Consider the following 18,682-nt stretch of genomic DNA (forward strand, 5'->3'; position numbering starts at 1 on the left):
GACAGACGTCGGACAGGTCAGGCGTTAATTGCGCCAGATCCCGTGATACATGCGTATTCCTCCCGTCATAAGATGGTCCCATATGGGTAGGAAAAAAATTCCACTCTGTCACCCCTTTTGACGCGGTGGGCGACGCACGACAATCAGCACGTGCGCTTCAGGCCAGTCCCAGCAGCTCTTTCCGCGTCAGGGCAAACCCGGATCTGATCCATTTATCACGCAAGGAGTTGAGCTCCGCGCCAAGAGCAGGCCCCTGGAGTTCAGGCATCAGATCCTGCGCCGACACGGGGAATACGGCGGACGCGCCAAGATTGATTTCAGTCTCTAAGTCAGGCGAAATCGGCATCTCAAGCAGTGCAGATCGCAACAGGATCACGCTGCGGGCGATGGCCGCCCCATGATAATAGGCAAGGGCAGCCGGACTTTGGCTTCCTTCAACCTCTTTGCGAAGCAAGCGTATCTCGGCGGCCTGAGATTTGCTCAACCTCAGAACCTCGCCCGGAGCGCTACCGCCGAGCGCTGCAAGACGGCGAATGGGATCGGGGGCGGACCCCTCTTCCAGATGGATCAACGGTGCCAGGGCGCGATCATCGCTGCCCGGCAGAATCAATGCGAGCAATCCGATTTGCCGCATAATCGCAATCGCCGGCGCCGGATCGGGGGCTGCAAGAAGCTTCAGGATCTCACTCCCGACGCGCTCACGCGATAGGGTTGCGATGCCATTCAGGTTGCTCGCGATCGCCGACAGTGCGTCCGGATCAAACCCAGCATCCAAATCTCCGTACCAGGCGTGGAATCTGAAATACCGAAGCGAGCGCAGATAGTCCTCGCGAATGCGGTGTTCGGCAATGCCGATGAACCGCACAATCCCCGCGCGCAGATCCGGAAGACCGTTCAGGGGATCAACCAGTTCCCCATCCGGGCGAGCGTAAAGCGCATTCATGGTAAAGTCGCGTCGCGCCGCATCCTCCTCGATACGATCCGCAAATGCGACGACAGCGCGACGCCCGTCGGTAGCAACGTCACGACGAAAGGTGGTGATCTCATAGGGCGTGCCGCGATGCACCAGTGTTACAGTGCCGTGATCAATGCCTGTTGGTATGGCTTTGATGCCGGCCTTGTCGGCCAGTTCGATAACCTGTTGCGGCAGCGCGTTGGTGGACAGGTCGAGATCTGAAACCGGCGCGCCCAATAGCGCATTACGCACACATCCTCCGACGAAATAGACCTCCGCACCGCCCTCGGTCAGCACCTCGCAGACGCGCTGGACAGCCGGATCATCGAGCCAGGGCGCGGTCAGATATCTCATGACTGCATCCGGTCGGCGAGGCCGCGCAGCATTCGCGCGGTTGCGCCCCAAATGTAATAGGGACCGTATGGAACAGCGAAGTAGTTCCGCCGCACCCCACGCCAGCGACGCGACTGGATCTGATAGCGAGACGGATCGCTGAGATGTGAGAGTGGGACACTGAAAACCTCGGCAACCTCGCCAGCTTCGGCCTTGATATCAAAGGTCTGATCAATCAGGGCCACCACCGGCGTCACCATGAACCCGGTCACAGTTTCATGCGCAGGTAGCTGACCGACAATTTGCGGAAGATCACGCGGCAGCCCGATCTCTTCCCATGCTTCACGCAGGGCGGCATCGGTCACGTTTGCATCACCTGCGTCCTGCTTCCCACCGGCAAAAGCGATCTGGCCGGGATGATGTTTCAACGCCGATGAGCGTTTTGTCAGGATGACCTGCGGCACGCCCTCAGCGATGCTGATCGCCACCAGAACGCCTGCCGGTCGCAATTTACGATCAACAGGTAGAACGACGTCGGGGTTCAGATCAAAATCGGATGACCCTCCCCCCTCAGCGCCCAGCGCAGCGGTCAGCTTTTCTCGCAGATCAGGCACTATCGCCCTCTGCCTCATCCGTTTTATCGGCCTCAAACCCCAGCGTCGCCGGATCAAGATCATAATGGGCGCCACAGAACTGGCAATCGGCTGTCACGCGGCCTTCGTCAGTGGTCATCGTTGCGATGTCCTTGGCGGAGTAGATCGACAGGCTTGCGCGTACCCGCTCGGTGGAACAGGTACATCCGAATTTGACTTGTTGGGCATCGAAAACCCGCGGTTGTTCCTCGTGAAACAATCGCAGGAGCAGATCTGTCGGCGTTACCGATGGGCCGATCAGCTCCATGTCTTCGACGGTCGCAAGCAGGTGCATCACACGGTTCCAGTTCTCGCCCTCTTCGCCGTTCACCAGATCTTCAGCCACCAGCGTATCGCCAGAGCCGGTACCGTCAGCAACAAAGGGAGACGCCTTTGGCATCTGCTGCAGCATAATCCCCCCGGCCCGCCAGTGCTCCGGCACACCCGGCTCGGCGGAACGGCCAAAGCTAAGCGAGAACCGCGTTGGCAGCTGCTCGGACTGGGCGAAATAGGCTTCGGCACAGGTGGCCAGCGATCCGCCCGCCAGAGGGGTGATCCCCTGATAGGGTTTCATCCCTTCACCCTGATCGACAAGAATCGCAAAATACCCTTCTCCCACCTGATCAAAGGGGGCGCCATCCGTCAGCCGTGTTTCATCATAGCTGGCATAGGCGCGGATACGGGCCGGCTCGCCTTCTGCCTGGGGGGCATAGTAGTCGGTCGCGATCATCCTCACCGCACCTTTGGACTGCACCTGCAAGGACAGTTTCCATTGCAATTTGACTGTCTGACCAATCAAAGCCGTCAGCAATGCCATCTCGGCCACCAGCGCCTCGACGACAGGTGGGTAATTATGCTGCTTCAGAATACCATCCAACACACCGTCCAGCCGCGCAACGCGGCCGCGCATGTCCGATACGTCAAGCTGGAAGGGCAGGACGGTATCGTCCCACGCGATTTTCGATACAAGTGTCATGGGGTTTCCTTACGCGCCGTGGATTGGCATATCGGGCCTATATAGGGTTTACACCATCAGAGTGAAGAGGTCAGCGCCGTGATCAGACGTTTTGGCGATACGCCGGATAAATCGAAAAGATACCGGCGCAGGCCCGGCGTCTACGCTCTCTTGCCGCGAAATGGCAAGCTTCTGGTGACTTGTCAGCAGGATCCAGGCCCGGATATTCAGCTGCCCGGAGGAGGCATAGATCCGGGCGAATCACCTATTCTTGCATTGCACCGGGAGGTGATGGAGGAGACCGGCTGGACCATTTCCTCCCCCCGCAAGCTGGGGGCATTCCGCCGATTTGCCTATATGCCGGAGTATGGTCTATGGGCTGAGAAACTCTGCCATATCTATATTGCGCGCCCGGCCCGGCAGATCTCAGACCCGAGCGAACCACTGCATGAAGCGCTCTGGATGCGAGCGGATGTCGCGCAGGAGATGCTCGGCAATGCCGGTGATCGCCACTTTGCCAGATATATCGCGCGATGGATGGGACAAAGCTAGAAATCGGCCGAAGATTGGCGAGCGACCCGGTGAAGGCTCAGCTTACGGGCCTTCATATTCGAATAGGGTGGCGGATACATCATCCTCCAAACCGTATTGCGACGACATCACCTGTGTCAGGTTCCAGTAGAGATCGTCGAGGAATTCTTGGCCGGTCTGATCCGAGTTGCACTTGCCGATCAGATCCACCAATCCCTCGGCCTCGAGCATCTCGCCATTCTCCAAACGCGCCTCAGTAAAACCGTCCGAATACAGCAGCAGCCTGTCGCCCTTCTCCATCACCACATCTTCTTGGGAATAGGTGATATCTGGCACCAGCCCCACAGGAACGCCGCCCTTCCCGATGAACTCTGTGCTGCCATCCTTGCGGATCAGCAATGGGTGCGGATGGCCGGCCTGCACCATCTTCAACACGCCGCTGCGCAGATCGACGATGCAATAGGCCATAGTAAAATACTCTTCGATCCCGGTGTCGGCGATCAGCCGGGCATTCAGCAGGCTTGCAACTTCTTCAGGTTGGCGAAGGGCGTAAAAGCGGTTGAATCGCTTCTCCATGCCGACGTTCTGATCGAAATAGGTCGACGACAAATAGCCGCCAAGTCGCGCCGTCATCATTGCGGACGTAATGCCATGACCGGAGACATCGACCGAGTAAAAGCCGATCCGGTTCACCCCGGGTGAAAACATGCCAACCAGATCACCACCGATATGACCGCAGGGTTTCAAGAGCAGGCTGACAGTGGATGACCCGAATTTTCGCGACAGTTCTGGAACCAGCGATTCCTGAATTTTGCGCGCCTGAATCAGATCCTTGTCGATAGCATCATAGACCCGCTGCAATTCATCAAGCGTATCCGAGACGATCCGGTTCTTCTCTGAGAGTTCTCGCTGCATCCGCAGGATACGCTCACCCGCAGAGATTCTGGCGCGCAGTTCGTCCGAACTGACAGGTTTGGTCAGAAAATCATCCGCGCCGGCATCCAGCCCCTGCGCCACCTCGTTCTTTTCACTCTTGGAGGTCAGCAGGATGAAATAGCTGTAGTTATCCTGCGATTTGGCCCGGAACGCCCGGCAGAACTCCAGCCCATTCATTCCCGGCATCATCCAGTCGCTGAGGATCAGATCTGGCGGATCACTCTCGCAGATCTCCATCGCGACCTCGCCGCTTTCAGCTTCGACGACGTCGAATCCCCATTTCTTCAGTGATGCCACCAGGATTCGTCGCTGCAGACGGCTGTCATCGACCACCAGGACACGGCGGATCGAATTGGTCGTAACCTCTTGGTTTATTTCGATCGAACTGTCTGGCAACACCGAGTGAACCCCACAAAAAACGGCGCAAGATACCTTAAACGCAAGTCACTATCGCGCTCTTCGCTTAACAGGAAGTGAAGTTTGCGAAATATGGATCTAGCCTCGCGTTAAACGGTGATTTACGAGTTTATAAGTAAAGCAATCGTAAAATGCGATATCAAAACAAGGATTGCAAAGATGATTGATTGGTCACGCGCGAAGGAGCTGCACGAGGAAGTCGGCGCTGAGGACTTCTCTGAAGTTGTCGAGATCTTCCTCGAAGAGGTCGAAGGCGTCATCGAAAAGCTGAGATCCCCGGATCTGACCACCTTGGAACAGGACTTGCACTTCCTGAAAGGCAGCGCCCTTAATTTGGGCTTCTCTCAATTCTCCCGCCTCTGTCAGGAAGGCGAGCGCCGTTCGGCACAGGGCGAGGCAAAGGATGTGGACACAGCCACGATCATCGCCAGCTATGAGGCGTCAAAAGAAGAGTTCCTGCGCGACATGAGCAGCAAGCTCTGAGCCAGCACCTGCTCAGATCACGAATTGCGCCAGGGTTTCATCGCTAGTGATGTCGGTATAGGCAAAGCCGGCAGCATCCAACCGGACGTAGAGATCAGCGAAATTCTCAGGTCGCTTGGTTTCTATACCAATCAAAACAGAACCGAAGTTGCGCGCTGATTTCTTCATATATTCGAACCGGGCGATATCATCCTCTGGCCCCAGAATACCCAGGAACTCCTTCAGTGCCCCGGGTCGCTGTGGCAAGCGCAGAAGGAAATACTTTTTCAATCCCATATAGCGCTGCGCTCGTTCCTTCACTTCTGGCAACCGCTCGAAGTCAAAGTTGCCGCCCGACGTGAGACAGACCACCGTCTTGCCACGGATCCAGGAGCGTACATCGCGCAAGGCTTCGATCGCCAGCGCGCCAGCCGGTTCCAGAACCACACCTTCGACGTTCAACATCTCAAGGATGGTCGTGCAGATCCGATCTTCGGCAATCGACAGGACGTCCGGCAGGGGCACATGTTTCAGCACCTCGAACGGCCGCTCACCGATGCGGCCAACTGCGGCGCCATCGACGAATGTGTCGACATGGTCCAGTGCTACGGGGTGTCCAGCAGTTAGCGCCGCCCTCAGACATGCGCCGCCAGAGGGTTCTGCAAAAAGACAATGCACCTTGTCGCCGAACCAGCGGGCCACGCCCGACGACATGCCACCACCGCCCACCGGCAGGATCACATGATCGGGAACGGCGCCCAGCTGAGCCTCGATTTCGACCGCGATGGAGCTCTGGCCTTCGATGACATCATCATCATCAAATGGTGACAGAAAATGCCCGCCTTCCGTTGCACACCAAGTCTGAGCTGCCGACAGTGTGTCGTCAAAATAGTCGCCAACCAGATGGATTTCGACGTTGTCGCCGCCAAACATGCGGGTCTTCTGGATCTTCTGCTGAGGGGTGGTCACCGGCATAAAGATCACCCCGCGCTTGTCCAGCTCGCGGCACATAAAGGCAACGCCCTGCGCATGATTTCCAGCTGACGCACAGACAAACAGCGACTGGTCCAGCTGCTTACGCATTGCATTAAACGCACCGCGGATCTTGTAGGACCGCACCGGGCTCAGATCTTCTCGTTTCAGGTAGATATCCGCATCGAACCGTTCCGACAGCAGCGTGCTGCGCTGCAGCGGCGTGGCAGGGAAAATCGCGCGCATGGCCTGTTCGGCGGCCCGGGCCTGGGTCTGAAAATCACTCATGTCACTTGAGTGACCCAACCCCGCCCCCATGACAAGGGGGCAGGATCAAAGCATACTGAAGAATACCGCAGATCAGATCGCACGTTTCTCGACGTAGTAGCCGTATAGTGTAGTGAGAGCACTGATATTCAATACTGCAAGTCCAACCGAGAATATCAGCTGCAGAACAATAGCAATCAACACGGCATCGGCCAGCAGATACAGGATCAGTTCGGACAGCAATTGCAGACCAAAAAGGCAAAGCGCGAGGACAAACAGCGTTCCAAAAGCTCCTACCGTCAACTCAAACGACTCACCTATCCCAAGTGGTTTGCCCAGCGCTGCCGCAGGTAGGATCAGAACAATCCGATACATGAAGACGGCAATCAATATGGCGATGACGAGCAGGAAAGCGAGGCCAACCATCCCCATTCCGCTAATCAGGGCAATGCCGATAAACATCATCACGCCAATGACAACGGTACCGATAACGATCAGCTTGATCAGACCAATGATGTAGTTGCCGACCTCAGCTTTGTAGAAAGATGGCAGCCAGCCGTTGGGGTGTTCCTCCAACAAGACATAGCGATGCCAGACGACCGCGGTCCATGCCCCGATCACACCAACCACTATCCACATCCCTACAATGCGCCACAGAACTGCAAATAATTGCGGGCCCTCCCCCCTCTGCTCCTGCATCCAGCCGCCACCAAAAAGACCGCCAAGAAGCAAATAGGCAATCCCCATGGCAATCAGCGAGGGAACAAGGAAGATCTTCAGAAGCTGCGGCAAATTCCGCTGCACCATGCTTACCGAGTGTAGAAATAGCTTCCAGCCAATCATTTATTCAGACTCCAATACTGCTCAATCGTCGCACGCGACCACTATGCGGACACTCCGGTTCCGATATGGGGAAAACCTTGCTCTTCTGTCAAAAACCGGATAGGCCGCTGGCGTTCTGATCAAGAGGAAATCCCATGTCCGCGCCCAAGAAAGTTGTCCTCGCCTACTCCGGCGGCCTTGATACGTCAATCATTCTGAAATGGCTGCAGACCGAATACGGTTGTGAGGTTGTGACCTTCACCGCCGATCTCGGCCAGGGTGAGGAACTGGAACCTGCCCGCCAGAAGGCAGAGCTGCTGGGCATCAAACCAGAGAACATCTATATCGAAGACGTGCGGGAAGAATTCGTGCGGGACTTCGTCTTCCCGATGTTCCGCGCCAATGCCGTCTATGAAGGCCTCTACCTGCTGGGCACCTCCATCGCGCGTCCGCTGATCTCCAAGCGTCTGGTCGAGATCGCCGAGGCAACCGGCGCCGATGCGGTTGCTCATGGCGCCACCGGCAAGGGCAACGATCAGGTCCGGTTCGAACTGGCGGCCTATGCGCTGAACCCCGATATCAAGGTGATCGCCCCCTGGCGCGAATGGGATCTGACCTCGCGCACCCGTCTGCTCGAATTCGCAGAGGCGCACCAGATCCCTGTGGCCAAGGACAAACGTGGCGAAGCCCCCTTCTCCGTGGATGCGAACCTTCTGCACACCTCCTCCGAAGGCAAGGTGCTGGAAGACCCCGCCGTTGCAGCGCCTGACTATGTCTATCAGCGCACCGTCCACCCGGAGGATGCTCCGAATGAAGCTGAATTCATCGAGATCGGCTTTGAAAAAGGTGACGCCGTCAGCATCAACGGCGAGGCAATGTCACCCGCGACCATTCTCACCAAACTGAACGAATACGGCGGCAAGCACGGCATCGGTCGTCTCGATCTGGTCGAAGGCCGGTTTGTTGGCATGAAATCCCGCGGCATCTATGAGACTCCGGGCGGCACCATCCTCCTCGAAGCCCACCGCGGCATTGAATCCATCACGATGGACCGGGGCGCAATGCACCTGAAAGACCAGCTGATGCCGCAATATGCCGAGCTGATCTATAATGGTTTCTGGTACTCGCCCGAGCGCGAAATGCTGCAAGCCGCCATCGACCGCAGCCAGGAACATGTCACCGGCACCGTACGTGTTAAACTGTACAAAGGTTCCGTATCCACCGTAGGCCGCTGGTCAGATCACTCGCTCTACTCCGAAGCACATGTCACCTTCGAGGAAGACGCAGGTGCCTATGATCAGAAGGACGCAGCGGGCTTCATCCAGCTCAACGCGCTGCGGCTGAAACTTCTCGCCGCTCGCGAGCGCCGGTTGAAGAAATGAGCGACCGCGTCGATATCGAAGATGATATAGACGACGATCTGACCGAAGAGATGGAGATGTTCGTCGAGGCGCAGGACACCGTTTGGAACGATGTCCGCGCCGAACTCTCCGCCGGTAAAAAGACGAGCCACTGGATGTGGTTCGTCTTTCCCCAGCTTGCTGACCTTGGCCAGTCCCATATGGCGCAGCTCTACGGGATCGAGGATCTGACGGAGGCCACCGCGTATCTGGCCCATCCGGTCCTGAACGCGCGGTTGACCGAGGCGAGCGAGCTGCTGCTCACCCACAAAGACCGCAGCGCCGCGTCCATCCTCGGCGAAACTGACGCCAGGAAACTCTGCTCATCAATGACGCTCTTTGCTGCCGTTCCTGGCGCACCAGATGTGTTTTCACAAGTATTAGAGACGTTTTTCGACGGAACCCCCTGCCCGGTCACCCGTAGCAGCCTGTCTTGAAAGCTGACGTAACCTCCCCTTTGGTCACCCTTGCCTGCTGACAGACGGATGCCTAACCCTTAGCGCAAAGATACCGAGGGGGAGACGATGGCACTTCAACCGCTGGCGGATGGTATCCGCGCCGGGCTGACCGGGAAAAACTTTGACGGTTCGTTGAAATTCGATTGCGGCGACGATGGCGTCATCGTTCTCGCAGATGGCGATGCCACGACAGAAAACCGTGACACCGACTGCACCATCCGCATCAGTACCGAAAACCTGAAGAAGCTGCTCACCGGAAAACTGAACCCGATGACTGGCGTGATGATGGGCAAACTGAAGATTTCAGGTGATATGGGGGTGGCAATGAAACTGGGCAAGCTGATCGGCTGATCACGGCGCAGCCCTGCGGCCTGTCATCTTTCCAAAAAATACTCCGGGGGTGAAGCGCCGCAGGCGCGAGGGGGCAGCGCCCCCCTGGTTCCCTTCCGTCAGATCTTTGTCGTTTGCAGCTGCTCGTAATAGGGCAATGCCGCTTGCAGAACCGGTTGCAGTTCATCCGGAACCTCGGGCAACGGTCCTTCTGGTCCTGCGAATTTCGTCGACTGCCAGACAGATCCATACCAATGTGCTGCCCAGATGCCGTCGTCCTTGTGTCCGCCCATGGGCCATGACAGCATCTTCGGGGAAAACGGCATCTCGATCCTGTCACAGAGCCGTTCCAGCATCTGCGCGGGATCTCTGCGAATATCGTTGCTGTCCAGAACCACCGGACTCTGACCCCAACTCTGGACCAGATCGAGCAATTCCGCCTGCTGGCGAAACCCTATGTCATCCAACGTCGGATTTTCCCGTTTCTCCGCGTAGGAGGCAATGACCCGCGCCGGATGGCGGATCAGAAACACATTTGTGACCTCACGCATCCAGTCACGGGGTATGCCCTCGATCATATGCTGCGTCATGTGCTTCTGATAGAAAAACGGTTTTGCAGCCGGGACCGGCCCCAGCAACAAATCCACGACCGCTGCCGGCTCCTGTGGCTGGCTCTCCAGGATCTCGGCGCGCATTGGGTGCTCCAGTCCCGTTTTCGCCAGATACGCCGCATAAAAAGGTTCATCCACCACAGCGCAATCGCCGCGATTGCCAAAGGCATACATCATTGCCGTCGACAGATTGCGCGGCCCTGACCACATCGCGATCCGCATCAGGCGCACTCCCGCGCGATGAGATCCTTGTAGAGCGAGCGGATCCGCTCGGTCACAGGCCCCATGGCACCCTCACCGATCTGGCGACCATCAATCTCGCCCACGGGCGTCTGCGCACCAAAGGTTCCGGTCAGGAAAGCCTCATCCGCGCCGTAGGTATCCACCAGTGAATAGTTGCGCTCAAAGACAGGGATGTCGTTGGCGCGACACAGGTCGATCACTTTCTGTCGGGTGATCCCGTTCATGCAGTAGTCACCGGTCGAGGTCCAAACTTCACCTTTGCGCACGATAAAGAAATTGCAGGCGTTCGTCGTGTTCACAAAGCCGTTCACGTCCAGCATCAGCCCTTCGTCGGCGCCCGCCTTCTCGGCTGCGATACAGGCCAAGATGCAGTTGAGCTTGGAATGCGAATTCAGCTTCGGATCCTGCGTCATCGGCAGTCCGCGCAGATGTGGCACGGTTGCCAGCCGGATCGGGCGCGGCAGGTGAGGGCGCGAATGCTCCATGATGATGGTGAAGGTCGGTCCCTGCTGCGACAGCGAGGGATGTTGAAAAGGCCGAGTTTTCACGCCGCGTGTCACCATCAGCCGCGCATGGGCATCTGTGGTCATACCATTGGCTTTCTGCGTGTCCAGCACGACCTGTTTGACCTGATCAGGGGACATGCCGATATCCAGATCAATCGCCTTTGCGGCCTCGAACAGGCGGTCCAGATGCTCATCTATGAAGGCCCAGGTCCCATCATAGAGGCGCAGCCCCTCCCAAACGCCGTCACCCAGCATGAAACCGCTATCATAGACGCTGACCTTGGCGTCAGCTTTCGGAACAATCTCGCCGTTCAGATAGATCAGGATCTCTTCGTTGCGCTGATCTTCTTCCGCTTGGTGCGTACTCATTTTCTTGGTCATCTGCTCCTCCTGCGAGGCGCACGCTAGAAGCATTGGATCCCATTTCCAAGCGGTAACTTCCCGTCACCAAGCCGTGACAAACCATGTCATGTGATTGAGCCCGAAAGAGCCCCGAGCCACAGTAGAGCAACGATGGAGGCCATGATGCGTTCGACCAAATCCCTTAGACCAATCGTACTGACCTTGTTCATGGTGCTGGCCGTGGCCTTGAAAGGTCATCAGGCCCATGCCCAGAACGTCGAAACCCTGACCGTGGCGGGTGGCTGCTTCTGGTGCGTGGAAAGCGATTTTGAAAGCGTTCCAGGTGTTCTCTCGGCAGTATCCGGCTTCACGGGCGGCAGCGTGCCATCACCTACGTACAAACAGGTCACCGCCGGCGGCACCGGTCACTACGAAGCGGTTCAAATCCGGTTTGACCCCCAAAAAGTTACGCGCCAGCAGTTGCTGTCCATGTTCCTGAGGTCAGTTGATCCGACAGATGCCGGTGGTCAGTTCTGCGACCGCGGCGACAGCTACAGAACGGCCATATTCGTCTCTGGATCGGATCAGAAATCTGCCGCAGAGGCTGCCAAGGCCAAGGCGCAAGCAGAACTCGGTCAGGCCATCGTCACACCGATCCTTCCCGCAACGGCATTCTATCCCGCCGATGCCTACCATCAGGATTATTACAAAGGGAACCGGCTGGTGCTCACGCGATTTGGTCCCAAACGTCAATCGGAGGCGTATAAGCGATATCGGCAGGCCTGTGGTCGCGATGCAAGGGTCTTGCAGCTATGGGGGGCCGCAGCGCCTTTTGCCAAGCAGCACTAGGTGCGGCACCATGGATAACTGCACGAAAAAGGCGCGGTGGAACCCGCGCCTTTTTCATGTTGACTGATTACTGTCGTCAGAAACTTGCGTCTTGCACCTCTTTCAGGTCGGGGATCACATCGGCGGTGCCTTTGCGGGTGACCATCAATGCAGCTGCGCGACTGGCCTGCGCCAAGGCCTGCGCCATCGGCATGCCACGGTCCAATCCCGAGAGCACATACCCCGTGAAGGTATCTCCGGCACCCGTTGTGTCGACCGGAACAACCGAATGCGCTGCAACATCGTGGGTTTCACCACTCTCGCACGCATAATGGCGCGCGCCCTTGGACCCCAGAGTAACGATAACATCTGACACGCCCAGCGCTTCGGGCGTCTTGCCGGTCGCTTCACGCAGCTGTTCAGCTTCGACCTCGTTCAGGAACAGATAGTCGAGATACGGCAGGACCGCCTGGACTGCCTCTGCATCAAAAGGCGCGGCGGCATAGGCAACCTTCAGGCCAAGATCGCGACCCATTCGTGCAGCCTCGGCCTGCATGTTGGTCTCGTTCTGCATCACCAAAATGTCGCCCGCACTCGCCTCTGACAACGCAGAGCCGACCTGATCTTCGCCGATCTGACGGTTGGCCCCGGGAAACAGGATAATCTGGTTCTCGCCCGACGGATCAACCGCGATGATTGCATGGCCGGTCGGCACCTCCAGCTGCGCAATATGGCGCGTGTCGACGCCATATTCCAACAACCGCGTGACGGCCCAGGCCCCGTCCGGTCCGACCGCGCCAAGATGGCAGACATGACTGCCTGCGCGCGCGGCGGCCACAGACATATTTGCTCCCTTTCCGCCCAGGAACTGCTCCAGCCCCTCCGCCGCAAGAGTTTCCCCCGCAGCTGGCATGTGAGGCAGCGCATAGATCATGTCGGCGTTGATTGAGCCCAAATTCCAGATCGCCATGAAATCACCCGATGTTGCAGGCAGCCAGAACCGCCATGTTCAGAATGTCGTTTGCAGTCGACGTGGTGGAGCAGATCTGGATCGGTTTATCAACACCGGACAGGATTGGACCAACAACTGTAGCGCCCCCCATTTCCTGCATCAACTTGACCGAGATCGACGCAGAGTGCCGCGCAGGCACGATCAGGATATTGGCCGGACCAGTGAGACGCTGGAACGGATATGCCTCCTGTGCCTTGGCGTTCAGCGCCACGTCGACCGTCATTTCGCCTTCGTACTCAAAATCAACGCCGCGCTTGTCCAGAACTGCCGGCGCGATGTGCATTTTCTCGGCCCGTTCGGAGACCGGATAGCCAAAGGTCGAGAAGCTCACAAACGCAACCCGTGGCTCCAGGCCCATATGACGGGCCACCCCGGCCGCATGTTCGGCGATATTGGCGAGATCATTCTCATCCGGCCATTCATGCACCAATGTATCACCGATCAGAACGATACGACCCTTGTGCAGCAGTGCGGTCACACCAGCCGATCCATTTGTCGCATCCGCATCAAACACATGGTTGATCTGGTCCAGCACATGCGCCGACTTCCGCGTCGCCCCGGTGACCAAGCCGTCACCATGCCCATGCGCAAGCATCAGGGCCGAGAACACATGGCGATCACGGCCAACCAGCCGGTGAACATCCTTACGGTCAAATCCCTTGCGATTCAGCCGCTCATAAAGAAAGTCCTTATAGGTTTCGAAATGCTGAGTATTGGCCGCGTTCACGATTTCCAACTCACGAACCGCATCCCCCAGCCCGGCTGTTTCCAGCTTGCTACGCACATCATCGGGGCGTCCAACAACCAGCGCCTTACCAAAGCCGGAGCGTTGATACATCACCGCCGCACGCAAGACGCGGGGATCGTCACCTTCGGCAAAGATCATCCGCGATTGCGCTGCGCGTGCACGCGCGTTCAATCCGCGAAGGATCGACTGAGTCGGATCCATCCGACCACGCAGGCCGTGCTCATAGGCATCCATATCTATGATCGGCCGACGCGCGACACCAGTGTCCATACCAGCCTTGGCAACTGCTGGCGGAATGCGATGGATCAAACGCGGATCAAAGGGAGTCGGGATGATGTAGTCACGGCCAAAGGACAGCGATTTCCCATAGGCCAGCGCCACCTCATCCGGCACATCCTCACGCGCAAGACCTGCCAGAGCATGGGCGCAGGCAATTTTCATCTCGTCGTTGATGGCGCGCGCATGAATATCCAGTGCGCCGCGGAACAGATATGGGAACCCCAGCACGTTGTTCACCTGATTGGGGTAGTCTGATCGGCCTGTGGCGACGATAGCATCAACGCGCACTTCATGGGCTTCTTCCGGTGTAATCTCCGGATCCGGGTTTGCCATCGCAAAAATCACCGGATTGTCGGCCATGGATTTTACCATGTCCTGTGTCACCGCCCCTTTGACAGAAACGCCAAGGAACACATCCGCGTCCTTCATGGCCTCTTCCAGGGAGCGCAGTTCCGTCTTGACGGCGTGGGCTGACTTCCACTGGTTCATACCTTCGGTGCGCCCCTGATAAATCACGCCCTTGGTATCACAGACGATACAGTTCTCATGCCGCGCGCCCATAGCTTTCAGGAGCTCGATACAGGCAATGCCGGCAGCTCCGGCACCATTGAGGACGATCTTCACATCCTCGATTTTCTTGCCAGAGATATGCAGTGCATTGATCAGGCCGGCCGCGCAGATCACAGCGGTGCCGTGCTGATCATCATGGAAGACCGGGATATCCATCTCTTCCTTGAGCTTCTGCTCGATAATGAAACACTCCGGCGCCTTGATATCCTCAAGATTGATCCCGCCAAACGTCGGCCCCATCAGGCGCACCGCCTTGATGAACTCATCCGGATCCTCGGTGTCCAACTCGATGTCGATGGAATTCACATCCGCAAATCGTTTGAACAGGACCGACTTGCCCTCCATTACCGGTTTGGATCCAAGCGCACCCAGATTTCCCAAACCCAGCACCGCGGTCCCGTTGGAGATCACGGCCACAAGGTTGCCCTTGTTCGTATAATCATAAGCCGTCTCCGGGTTCGCCGCGATCGCCTCGCAGGGCACAGCTACACCGGGCGAGTAAGCCAGCGACAAATCGCGCTGCGTGGTCATCGGGACAGTTGCGTTGATCTCCCATTTTCCGGGTGTCGGTTCCAGATGGAAGGCAAGCGCCTCTTCGTTGGTAATCTTGGCTTTGGGCATTGGCTTTGGGTGTCCTCTCACTGTCCCAAGCGTCATAGCTCAGCACGCGCATCATCTCAACGAAGTTGCGTTTTCACCTTTCGTCGCAGTCGCCTGATTTGTAAGGTCGCGCCAACCAAATCCCCCATTTTATGGAGCCGAACTTTGTCCACAGTCACGCCGATGATGGCCCAATACCTCGACATCAAGGCGCAGTACCCGGATGCCCTCCTGTTCTACCGCATGGGTGATTTCTACGAGATGTTCTTCGACGATGCCGTAAACGCTGCCGAAGCGCTCGACATTGCGCTGACCAAACGCGGTAAACACGAAGGCGAGGATATCCCGATGTGCGGCGTGCCCGTCCATGCGGCGGAGGGATACCTGTTGACGCTGATCCGCAAAGGCTTTCGCGTGGCGGTCGGTGAACAGCTCGAAAGCCCCGCAGAGGCCAAGAAACGCGGGTCCAAATCCGTTGTGAAACGCGATGTGGTGCGACTGGTCACACCCGGCACCATCACCGAGGATTCCCTGCTGGAGGCGCGTCGTCATAACTTTCTGACCGCCTATTGCGAATTGCGCGACCAGGCGGCGCTTGCCTGGGCCGATATCTCGACGGGTGCATTTCACGTGATGCCGGTCGCGGCCGTGCGACTATCGCCCGAACTGGCGCGTCTGGCCCCTTCCGAACTGATTGTGGCTGATGGCCCAGCGCTGGATCATCTGCGTCCCATAGCTGACGACCACCAGATCCCCGTGACCCCATTGGCCAAGTCCAGCTTCGACAGCAGCGCCGCTGAGAAACGTATCTGTGATCTGTTCAAGGTCTCGACGCTCGAGGCATACGGCACCTTCAGCCGCGCCGAGATTTCGGCGATGGGCGCGGTGATCGACTATCTTGATATCACCCAGAAGGGCAAATTGCCCCTCCTTCAGCCACCGGTACAGGAAGCCGAAGACCGCGTCGTGCAGATTGACGCCGCAACCCGCCGCAGCCTGGAACTCACCCGCTCGATGACCGGGGGGCGAAGCGGCTCGTTGCTTTCAGTGGTTGATCGCACGGTGACGCCCGCCGGTGGGCGTCTGCTCGAACAACGGCTGTCCAGCCCCTCCCGCAATCTCGATGTGATCAGAGCGCGGTTGGCGTCTCTGGACTTCATCGTCGAGCAAACGCAGCTGGCCCAATCTCTGAGGGCCACCCTGCGCAAGACACCTGATCTTGATCGGGCACTCTCCCGCCTTGCGCTTGAGCGTGGCGGCCCCCGAGACCTCGCCGCCGTACGCAATACGCTGATCCAGGCGGAGGCGATTTCCAATCTCTGCGCGACGATGGAGATGCCTGAGCTGTTGCAGCACGCACTCGCTGGCCTGACCGGGTTTGATGATCTCCTCCCCCTCCTTGACGCAGCGCTGATCGCAGAACCGCCACTTTTGGCGCGCGACGGCGGTTTCATTGCCGAAGGCTACGACAGCGATCTGGACGAAGCCCGCACGCTGCGCGACGAAGGGCGCTCCGTCATTGCGGCCATGCAAAAGAAATACTCGGACCACACCGGTATCACCTCGTTGAAGATCAAGCACAATAATGTGCTGGGCTACTTCATTGAAACCACGGCAACCCATGCCGAGAAAATGCTCTCTGCCGCATTGTCAGAGACATATATTCATCGCCAGACCACCGCCAATCAGGTGCGTTTCACCACTGTCGAACTCAGTGAGATCGAAACACGCATCCTGAACGCGGGCAACCTCGCCTTGGAAATAGAGAAACGGCTCTATACAAGGCTTTCCTGCGCTATTCTCGACCATGCCGCGAGATTGAATGCTGCCGCGCGCGGGTTGGCGGAACTGGATCTTGTTACAGCGCTTGCCGATCTGGCCCTAGGTGAGAACTGGCAACGACCATCGGTTGATAACTCCCGAGCCTTTGACATCACCGGTGGACGGCACCCAGTTGTGGAACAGGCCCTGCGCCAGCAGGGTGGGACTTCATTTGTGGCAAATGACTGTGCACTCACGGCCAACGGTGGTGCCGCGATCTGGTTGCTGACCGGCCCGAATATGGCCGGCAAATCAACCTTTCTGCGCCAGAATGCCTTGATCGCCATACTCGCGCAAATCGGCAGCTATGTACCCGCCGACAGCGCTCATATCGGACTGATCAGCCAATTGTTCAGCCGTGTCGGTGCCTCAGACGATCTCGCACGGGGCCGGTCAACCTTTATGGTGGAAATGGTCGAAACCGCAGCAATCCTCAATCAGGCGGATGACCGGGCGCTGGTGATCCTCGATGAAATCGGACGCGGCACCGCAACCTATGACGGCCTCTCGATTGCCTGGGCAACACTGGAACACCTGCATGAGGTCAACCGAGCCCGGGCGCTGTTTGCCACCCATTATCACGAGCTGACCCAGCTCGCCGGCAAATTGCCTGGCGTCGAGAATGCCACGGTTTCAGTCAAGGAATGGGAAGGCGATGTAATCTTCCTTCACGAAGTGAAGAAAGGCGCAGCAGATCGCTCCTACGGGGTACAGGTGGCCCAGCTCGCAGGGCTCCCGGCAAGCGTTGTCACCCGGGCCCGCGATGTGCTCGACATGCTGGAGGAAGGCAGCCGCAGTGGCGCCGGCAAAATTCAGATCGACGATTTGCCGCTGTTTGCAGCCGCCCCGCCTCCGCAACCGAAAGCTCCGGCAGGCCCGTCACAATTGGAACAGCTCCTGGGTGACATCCACCCCGACGATCTCTCACCAAGAGAGGCGCTGGAGGCACTCTACCGCCTGAAGGAGGCCGCGAGCTGACATCGAAAAGCGGCCAGCTTGGATCACCAAGGGCCGCTTGTCATCTTTCCAAAAATACTCGCGCCGCAGGCACGGGCCATAGGCCCGCCTACGACCGCCGGTATCAACCTGCCGGTGTCGAAGACACGCCAACCTGCGCGGGGCGCAGAAGACGGTCGTGCAACATGAACCCTTCGGCAGATACCTGAATGATATCGCCGGCTTTGGTTCCCGGAACCGGAGCTTCGAACATGGCTTCATGCACCTGCGGGTCAAATCTATCGCCCACTTCCGGCGCGATCACCTGCATACCATGTTTTTCAAACACGCCGAGCAGCGCCCGCATGGTGAGTTCGACGCCTTCGATCAGCGCTGCAGAAACTTCACGCTGCTCATCGGTCGCCGCTTCAATCGCGCGTTTCATGTTATCGTATACCGGCAGCATGTCACGTGCCAGTTTGGACCCACCGTATTGCTCAGCTTCGCGACGCGCCTTGTCGCCGCGCTTGCGGGCGTTTTCCGCATCCGCCAGCGCGCGCATGAAACGGTCTTTCAGTTCATCCCGTTCGGCACGCAGGCTGTCCAATTCCAGTGCAGCATCATCATATTCTTCAGTCTGCGCAGAGAGCTCTTCCGCTTCGGCTTCTGTGATGTCGTCCAAAAAATCGTCGTTCTTGGGCTCTGCCATATTTCAC

General features: G+C 57.9%; 18 protein-coding genes. 7 read left to right on the forward strand and 11 right to left on the reverse strand.

From position 1 onward, the window contains the following. Positions 1 to 157 precede the first annotated feature (157 nt). Genes VWZ87_RS13520 through VWZ87_RS13530 form a run of 3 tightly spaced genes read right to left on the reverse strand, consistent with a single transcriptional unit; the run spans position 158 to position 2,896 of the window. The gene (locus tag VWZ87_RS13520) at positions 158 to 1,309 is read right to left on the reverse strand and encodes a CCA tRNA nucleotidyltransferase (protein WP_416534330.1); all 1,152 of its coding nucleotides are present in this window, start codon (positions 1,307 to 1,309) and stop codon (positions 158 to 160) included. Continuing rightward, the gene (locus VWZ87_RS13525) at positions 1,306 to 1,902 is read right to left on the reverse strand and encodes a CoA pyrophosphatase (protein WP_416534331.1); all 597 of its coding nucleotides are present in this window, start codon (positions 1,900 to 1,902) and stop codon (positions 1,306 to 1,308) included. Before VWZ87_RS13525 ends, VWZ87_RS13520 begins: the two co-directional genes overlap by 4 nt. Further along, positions 1,895 to 2,896, reverse strand: a complete 1,002-nt coding sequence (locus VWZ87_RS13530) for an Hsp33 family molecular chaperone HslO (protein WP_416534332.1) — start codon at positions 2,894 to 2,896, stop codon at positions 1,895 to 1,897. Before VWZ87_RS13530 ends, VWZ87_RS13525 begins: the two co-directional genes overlap by 8 nt. A gap of 78 nt (positions 2,897 to 2,974) precedes the next feature. On the opposite strand from VWZ87_RS13530, the gene VWZ87_RS13535 reads away from it, so the two are divergent. Further along, the gene (locus VWZ87_RS13535) at positions 2,975 to 3,427 is read left to right on the forward strand and encodes an NUDIX hydrolase (RefSeq protein ID WP_416534333.1); all 453 of its coding nucleotides are present in this window, start codon (positions 2,975 to 2,977) and stop codon (positions 3,425 to 3,427) included. A gap of 42 nt (positions 3,428 to 3,469) precedes the next feature. On the opposite strand, the gene VWZ87_RS13540 is transcribed toward VWZ87_RS13535, so the two are convergent. Next, positions 3,470 to 4,741 (reverse strand): fused response regulator/phosphatase, encoded by a 1,272-nt coding sequence (locus tag VWZ87_RS13540; protein WP_340547138.1) that lies wholly within the window; start codon positions 4,739 to 4,741, stop codon positions 3,470 to 3,472. Between the two features lie 177 nt (positions 4,742 to 4,918). Here VWZ87_RS13540 and VWZ87_RS13545 point away from each other — a divergent pair, with 177 nt between their 5' ends. Next, positions 4,919 to 5,242 carry an Hpt domain-containing protein gene (locus tag VWZ87_RS13545; RefSeq protein WP_340547137.1) on the forward strand — a complete coding sequence of 108 codons (324 nt, stop codon included), beginning with the start codon at positions 4,919 to 4,921 and terminating at the stop codon, positions 5,240 to 5,242. A gap of 12 nt (positions 5,243 to 5,254) precedes the next feature. On the opposite strand, the gene ilvA is transcribed toward VWZ87_RS13545, so the two are convergent. Further along, the gene (gene ilvA / locus VWZ87_RS13550) at positions 5,255 to 6,481 is read right to left on the reverse strand and encodes a threonine ammonia-lyase IlvA (protein WP_340547136.1); all 1,227 of its coding nucleotides are present in this window, start codon (positions 6,479 to 6,481) and stop codon (positions 5,255 to 5,257) included. A gap of 72 nt (positions 6,482 to 6,553) precedes the next feature. Further along, entirely contained in the window at positions 6,554 to 7,303 is a 750-nt protein-coding gene (locus VWZ87_RS13555) for a hypothetical protein (RefSeq protein ID WP_416534334.1), read from the reverse strand. A gap of 134 nt (positions 7,304 to 7,437) precedes the next feature. On the opposite strand from VWZ87_RS13555, the gene VWZ87_RS13560 reads away from it, so the two are divergent. The 3 genes from VWZ87_RS13560 (at position 7,438) to VWZ87_RS13570 (ending at position 9,491) form a co-directional block, all read left to right on the forward strand. Further along, positions 7,438 to 8,664 (forward strand): argininosuccinate synthase, encoded by a 1,227-nt coding sequence (locus tag VWZ87_RS13560; RefSeq protein ID WP_340547134.1) that lies wholly within the window; start codon positions 7,438 to 7,440, stop codon positions 8,662 to 8,664. Beyond that, positions 8,661 to 9,119: a DUF1810 domain-containing protein gene (locus VWZ87_RS13565; RefSeq protein WP_340547133.1), complete on the forward strand. Its 459-nt coding sequence runs from the start codon at positions 8,661 to 8,663 to the stop codon at positions 9,117 to 9,119. Before VWZ87_RS13560 ends, VWZ87_RS13565 begins: the two co-directional genes overlap by 4 nt. Before the next feature lie 87 nt (positions 9,120 to 9,206). Next, on the forward strand, positions 9,207 to 9,491 hold the full coding sequence (locus tag VWZ87_RS13570; RefSeq protein ID WP_416534335.1) for an SCP2 sterol-binding domain-containing protein: 285 nt from the start codon (positions 9,207 to 9,209) through the stop codon (positions 9,489 to 9,491). Between the two features lie 98 nt (positions 9,492 to 9,589). On the opposite strand, the gene VWZ87_RS13575 is transcribed toward VWZ87_RS13570, so the two are convergent. After that, positions 9,590 to 10,303, reverse strand: a complete 714-nt coding sequence (locus VWZ87_RS13575) for an HAD family hydrolase (RefSeq protein ID WP_340547131.1) — start codon at positions 10,301 to 10,303, stop codon at positions 9,590 to 9,592. After that, positions 10,303 to 11,211 (reverse strand): D-amino acid aminotransferase, encoded by a 909-nt coding sequence (locus VWZ87_RS13580; RefSeq protein ID WP_416534336.1) that lies wholly within the window; start codon positions 11,209 to 11,211, stop codon positions 10,303 to 10,305. Before VWZ87_RS13580 ends, VWZ87_RS13575 begins: the two co-directional genes overlap by 1 nt. Positions 11,212 to 11,355: 144 nt before the next feature. Between VWZ87_RS13580 and msrA the strand changes: the two genes are divergently transcribed. Then, entirely contained in the window at positions 11,356 to 12,021 is a 666-nt protein-coding gene (msrA, locus tag VWZ87_RS13585) for a peptide-methionine (S)-S-oxide reductase MsrA (protein ID WP_416534337.1), read from the forward strand. Positions 12,022 to 12,097: 76 nt separating this feature from the next. On the opposite strand, the gene VWZ87_RS13590 is transcribed toward msrA, so the two are convergent. Together VWZ87_RS13590 and VWZ87_RS13595 are read right to left on the reverse strand one after the other, a co-directional pair. Beyond that, the gene (locus tag VWZ87_RS13590; protein ID WP_416534338.1) at positions 12,098 to 12,970 is read right to left on the reverse strand and encodes a ribokinase; all 873 of its coding nucleotides are present in this window, start codon (positions 12,968 to 12,970) and stop codon (positions 12,098 to 12,100) included. A gap of 4 nt (positions 12,971 to 12,974) precedes the next feature. Further along, entirely contained in the window at positions 12,975 to 15,230 is a 2,256-nt protein-coding gene (locus VWZ87_RS13595; protein ID WP_340547128.1) for an NADP-dependent malic enzyme, read from the reverse strand. Positions 15,231 to 15,392: 162 nt separating this feature from the next. Here VWZ87_RS13595 and mutS point away from each other — a divergent pair, with 162 nt between their 5' ends. Then, a complete protein-coding gene (gene mutS, locus VWZ87_RS13600) occupies positions 15,393 to 18,008 on the forward strand; it encodes a DNA mismatch repair protein MutS (protein ID WP_416536887.1) in 2,616 nt (871 codons plus the stop codon). A gap of 103 nt (positions 18,009 to 18,111) precedes the next feature. Here mutS and VWZ87_RS13605 read toward each other — a convergent pair whose 3' ends face one another. Beyond that, positions 18,112 to 18,675: a nucleotide exchange factor GrpE gene (locus VWZ87_RS13605; protein WP_340547127.1), complete on the reverse strand. Its 564-nt coding sequence runs from the start codon at positions 18,673 to 18,675 to the stop codon at positions 18,112 to 18,114. Positions 18,676 to 18,682: the final 7 nt, after the last annotated feature.

This window comes from Phaeobacter sp. JH20_37, assembly GCF_048056015.1.
GTDB lineage: Bacteria > Pseudomonadota > Alphaproteobacteria > Rhodobacterales > Rhodobacteraceae > Phaeobacter > Phaeobacter bryozoorum.